The sequence below is a fragment of the Micromonospora sp. NPDC047548 genome, assembly GCF_040642975.1.
GTDB lineage: Bacteria > Actinomycetota > Actinomycetes > Mycobacteriales > Micromonosporaceae > Micromonospora.
Genome location: NZ_JBEYTI010000101.1, coordinates 1 through 5,385, shown reverse-complemented (window position 1 = coordinate 5,385; position 5,385 = coordinate 1). Strand labels below are relative to the sequence as shown.

General features: G+C 60.0%; 4 protein-coding genes. 1 reads left to right on the top strand and 3 read right to left on the bottom strand.

Features of this window, described 5'->3' with window-relative positions:
- Window positions 1-689: 689 nt before the first annotated feature.
- Window positions 690-1,136: a hypothetical protein gene (locus tag ABZ807_RS33025; protein ID WP_357167005.1), complete on the top strand. Its 447-nt coding sequence runs from the start codon at window positions 690-692 to the stop codon at window positions 1,134-1,136.
- A 616-nt stretch (window positions 1,137-1,752) separates the two neighbouring features.
- Here the strand turns inward: ABZ807_RS33025 and ABZ807_RS33020 are convergent.
- The 3 genes from ABZ807_RS33020 to ABZ807_RS33010 are packed head-to-tail and all read right to left on the bottom strand — an operon-like array spanning window position 1,753 to window position 5,183.
- Window positions 1,753-3,597: a hypothetical protein gene (locus tag ABZ807_RS33020; RefSeq protein ID WP_357167002.1), complete on the bottom strand. Its 1,845-nt coding sequence runs from the start codon at window positions 3,595-3,597 to the stop codon at window positions 1,753-1,755.
- Window positions 3,598-4,077, bottom strand: coding sequence for an ABC-three component system middle component 2 (locus ABZ807_RS33015; protein ID WP_357166998.1), 480 nt, complete (start codon window positions 4,075-4,077; stop codon window positions 3,598-3,600).
- On the bottom strand, window positions 4,074-5,183 hold the full coding sequence (locus ABZ807_RS33010) for an ABC-three component system protein (protein ID WP_357166995.1): 1,110 nt from the start codon (window positions 5,181-5,183) through the stop codon (window positions 4,074-4,076). Before ABZ807_RS33010 ends, ABZ807_RS33015 begins: the two co-directional genes overlap by 4 nt.
- Window positions 5,184-5,385: the final 202 nt, after the last annotated feature.

Sequence of the window (5,385 nt, the reverse complement as noted above, 5' to 3'; positions counted from 1 at the left end):
CACCCCCCAGATCATGGTCAACAGGGGGACTGAGTCATGCCGCGGCCGGTGGCCTGCAACCCCGGTTGGGGCTACGAAAAAGGTAACGGGGGGGGTGAGCCGAAGCGCACGTCGGCCGACGCGGCGTGAACGCGTCGCGACTTGGCGTGTTTGGTAAATGTGCTTCGACGGCTCTTCATTTCAGAGGACCGGACGCCGCCGGACGCCAGCAAGGACACGGACACCACATGGACCGAGCCCACGCACACTTCATCGGCTTTGATACCTCGATCGCGGCGACGTTGAGCGCCAGCATCTGCGGCACGGCGTCCCGGCGTAGTTCACCTCGGAGGTTGGTGCCGTGACATGCCGACCGGACGCTTGCCCGGCCTCCGCTGCTCTGGAATCGTCCGGCCGTTAGCCACGACCGCATCGGCCCATAGACGTGGGCCGAGCCGCCACGGCGGGGCGACGGATTCCGGCCGACGGTGGCGTCGTGACTTCCGGAGACGCTGGGCGTCGTTCGCGATCAGCGAGTCCGGCAGGTACTCGGGCTTGGCCGGCGGCTGGTGTCATCGGATCGACATCACCGGAGTATGCGCGGTTCAACCATAGGATCGGCCGTGATGACCGTGCTCCTGACCGTTGTCGCCGCTCGCATGGCCGGAACGACTGACTCGCGAATGCCCGGAGCGCCGAGGCTGGGTGCTATGACTGGCAGAGAGGCGGGAGCCGGTGCTGGCGGAGGTTCCCGCGCCCCCGCCAACACCGGATTCCGGTCCCGCCGCGGTGATGTCGGCGGCACCAGCCCTCCCTCTCAAAGCCTGGCCCTGAACACCGGAATCGACGCGCCGTTGACCCTGCGGCGAATCCACCGCGTCCCCGCATGGAACGCCACCGGGGACCAGCCCGCCCAATGGACACTCATCGACTTCACCTGCCCAGACGACAGCGGCGACGAACTCGCCCAGCAGTTGGCCGCAGCGTTAGCGCCCGGACGCTGGTACGCCGACTACGCCACCGGCACCACAACCTGGGTCGTGTTTGCCGGACGAATCTTCACCTACCCCCGGGGCGACGACACCGGCAGGAATGAGGCCATCGCTTACGCCCGCAATGTCGGCGTACCCGAGGCCCAACTGGACTGGCCCCGATAACCCGGAGCTCTTGGCGGCAGACCGGGGTGACGCCGATGTGGTTAAAGGTTCGAGCGTCACGACGGCGGTGCCACCTCGCGCTGCGGCGCCAGCTGCGCCCAGACCGTTCACCTCGGCGTATGCCTCCCCTTTGCGCCGCTGGTGACCAGCACCGACAGCTACACCGTTGCGCGAACCTACCGGGCCTTCGTAGGCCGGCGCCGAGCCATGCGCCCCACCCGCGAGTACCGGGAGCCATCGGAGGCTGAGTGGACCGAGTTCCAGCAGCACTTCCACCTGCGCAAGATCGAGCTCGGCAACTGCGGCCGGCCGTACGGCACGCCGTGCGCCCACGAACACGCCTGCGTTCGTTGCCCTATGCTTCGCGTCGATCCCCAACAGCGGAATCGCCTTACCGGAATCATCCGCAATCTCGCCAACCGAATCAGAGAAGCGAAGACCAACGGGTGGCATGGCGAGGTCGAGGGCCTCACCGTCAGCCTCAACGCAGCTGAAAACAAGCTGGTCAGCCTCGATCGAGTCGCCCAGAGACCCTCAGGACCTACGGCTCTCGGGACTCCCTCCTTGCGGAGCAAGGGATACACATGATTCGCGTAGAAATCCAGCCGTGTGTGGATCAACGGTTCGGGAAGAAACCGTACCGCCCCAAACCCTCCTGCTTGGTGAAGTGATGGACAACTGTTGTGTCTGAAAGCTGCGTAGGCGGTGTGGTGTTCTCGATAACCACCGTCTGCGCTGAGGCCTCGATGTCGAGGTATCTATAGAAAGCCGCTGCAACGTCGAAGCTGACGTACTCGTCCTTATTGTCGACGCTAGCGCCTGCGGTTTCCGGCTGCCGGTAAGTGACGAGGGGTGAGTCAAGCACCGTTACCCCCGGATGCGGAAGGCCACGTTCTTCGCAGTACTCGGCCAATCCGAGGGTAAAGCTGGCGTGAATCATCGAGCGCATACCCTTGCCCCGCGTATGGCGCGGTCGCCCGTCAACGAGGAGATCGTCTTTCTCAACGTCGAAAGCGACTCCGCCACCCGTCTCAATTCCCCATTTATTGAGCAACAGCTTGATCGCCGCTGAAAGAGTGTTCAGAGATTGAAGGCTAGGCCACTTCTTAGCTACTGGAGCATCCTGTGGCCCTTCGGGCATCGAGAAGGTCGAGGCAAGCGTCTCGATCTCCTCAATCTGTTTGTAAGTGGCGAGCATATGAGTGACCTGCGACTGCTTGGCGTACGCGGCGGCCAGTTCCTGCTGCTGAGGTGCAACTTCGCCATCTAGCGCAACCACTGCATCACGGGCCGATTCGGTGCGCCGAGCTGCTTCCAGGGCAGCATCCTGCGTTGTGCTGACCTGTTCCTCCAGATCGGCCAATGTAAGCTGCAAGTCCGTTAGCAGGTCAGCAGTCTTTTGCTGTTCCGCAACTATTGCGATAGCAAATTCCTCAGCCTCTGCTACAGCATGGCCTGGTGGGTTCTGGTGGTTAGCTGCGGCTCCACAGAACAGGCAAATATCAGATTGGAAGAATCCCAGAACGTTGCCCGCCTCTTGGACCGCTTCCAGTCGTGCCAGATCGGATTGATATTGATCGCGGAGAAGTTGAAAGCGCGCGGTGATCTCCATCATCTGCGCGACTCGATGTTCCAGTGAACGCTGGTCATCGGCAAGTTCGTCTCGCGCGCGGATCAGCGAGTGGCGCCTGGCGAGCACGTCATTTATTGCCGGATTTAGTTCCGCGATGGTGTTGCCGAGAGCTTCGAGTTGATGCTGAAGCTCGTTAGCCGGAGCTGAGCCCTCCACCGTTCTATATAATCCAGAAAGAACCTGCTGGAGGACTTCATACTTGCCCTTGCTGACTTTGCGGACGTCGTCGGGAACATGGGCCTCCAGCTCTGAGTCGTCGTCGCCTTCGAGTAACACGCGCAATAAGGAGAGCTCGGCCGTTGCGTCAGTTCTGCCAACGGGGTGGTAAGGCGGCGTCAGTGCAACCATCTGACCTTCGTGTACTACGAAGAACGGAGCGAGCTGCCGCAAGGTTAGCTCGACTACTTTGTTCTCCGAGTTTTTGCGCAGCACCTTGCCGTAAAGGCCTATGCGCTCAAGTAGAAAAGCCGAGATGGTATTGGTTCGACCTTTAGTGTGCCTGGCCTTGAGCTCCGCAGCTGCCGTGCTCGATGGTATTTCTTTCAGGATGCCGTCGTATACGCGGATGATGCCGGCGTTTAGGGCGCGAACCAGAGTCAGGCTTTCATCGCCGATTTTAATCCCGAGAAGAATGTGAGAGTAGGGCTCCGATTCGCGGATCGATCGCAGCTTTGAGCTTCCCATGGCGAAGTCGATGGAATCGGCAATGAAAGACTTTCCTGTGTCCGACGCGCCGTAGATTACCGTAAGTTTCGGACCAAAATCTATCGTTGCCGGCTCAACATCTTTCCCCACGAACGTCAGGTGAATAAGTGCAATCGGAGCCATCTACTGCACCTCTTCAGTTGTTGGTGGGCGCTCGTCTAGTTCTTCAGTCCATCGCCCTAGAATCCTGCGAAGCCTACGCCGCGTCTCCTCGTGGGTGTCATCAGTGAACTCTTGCGCTACCCACTGCGCTGTGTCGATGAGCCGCAGGACATACGACGATTCTAGGGCGCTAACGAAAGCCTCGGCATTGTCTGCGGCCACGTACTTCATGCCGCCGGTGCTTATCGCAAGATCGACCATGTTCGCGCGCATCATGAGCCGAAGGGCGTCCTCGAGCACTGTCTTCTTCAAACCGATCTCGCCAGCTCGAATAGGGACGTCGGGATGGATGCTCGGTGGTCCGCCTAGATCACCGCTGTGAATGAGGCTGTGGTCTAGCAAAACCAGGGTGTCTATATCGAAAGCACGCGGATAGGCTGCCGTCAGCAGAATTACGGCGCGTAGCCCTACCTCGACTGGGCTGTTCAGCGGACCTCTCATGTGGGCTTGCACCACCTGAGCTTGTCCTCATTGGCCAGCTGGTGGCACATCCCTTTTCGGTCGACTGTAGTGACGACATGGGTAAGGGCATTGGATGTGAAGTTCAGGTTCATGGAGGCTTGGAGTACGGCACCAAGCCGGTCGAAGCCGGAGTTATGGCTCCCGTCGTGGATCTCAACCACGCCTTCGAGTATTTCGTTCTGAAGGCTGTTGAATGTCTCTTCTGAGACACTATCACGCGAAAAGGTTCGAAGTGCCTCGGCGCCGTAGAATGCGACTCTTTGGCGGCGGATGTGAGTTCTGGCCTCTGGATGTTGCAGGGCGTCCGCGGTAGTGGAAATTTGATCCCCGTGTCTTTCGCGGTGCACCTCGACGAGTTGCTCAAGGTATCGGTTCTCCCTTGGATGGATCTCGTCAGGTAGCGGCAATGCGTCTGGCCGCGGCGGGAGGCGGCCTCCGAATTCCCTCGTGTAGAGCGAGGTGCCTACGAGGCTGTCCAATACTTCTTTCAGATTTTCAGTGTTGAAGATGCTGAAATCGGTTCGCGTGGCGAGGTCTCTGATCTTCGCCTTGGTGACGGAGTCCAGACCGGGCAGCAAGGCTGCACCCTCGTCTAGTTGCTTGATGAAGCCAGCCCGTAGCTGCGTTGGGTGATTTATTTTGTTGCTGAGTTGGGTTCCACACCCTCGCGGAGCTACGAATCGGTATTTCCGGGGAAGGATGTAGTGGTTCTCGGTGACACCCTTGAGGATCTTTGCGATTTCGATGTATGCGTCACGTGGGGTGAGTGGCTTGGCGTAATGCTTGCACTGGTAGCAATCCCACTCGCCTTCGTATCCTCGGCTTGTCGCGAAGGCTGCCACGTCAACTCCGTGGTCGTTGGCGCCGCCCAAGCGTTCCACCTTGGCATACTTGGGAGCGAGGGTGAGGACCCATTCCTCGACGAACTCTTCCCACTGATCCGGCTCATACGTGAGGATTACTTGCCGTGGCGTCAGCCGACGTCCTGCGGCGACGTCAGCGACTGTCAGCACGCCGACACGGGTCACTGCCGATGGGGCCCCTTGAGTCGCTTCTGCCGCCAATCGACCCTCAGGCAGCGACACAAAACCTCCCCATATGGCCGAAACATGCACCCTTATCGCGTCCACATAGGGTAGCGGAGCAACCGCTTCATGTAGAGGTTGAGGAATGAGGATGGCCCTTCTGGAGGCAGGGCTCCGGAGTGGTCCGCGAATGTCCTGTTTGGTCTGTCTGTGGCCGGGTGGCTGAGTGTGGGCGAGCACGGCACTTGTGGATCATGGAGTT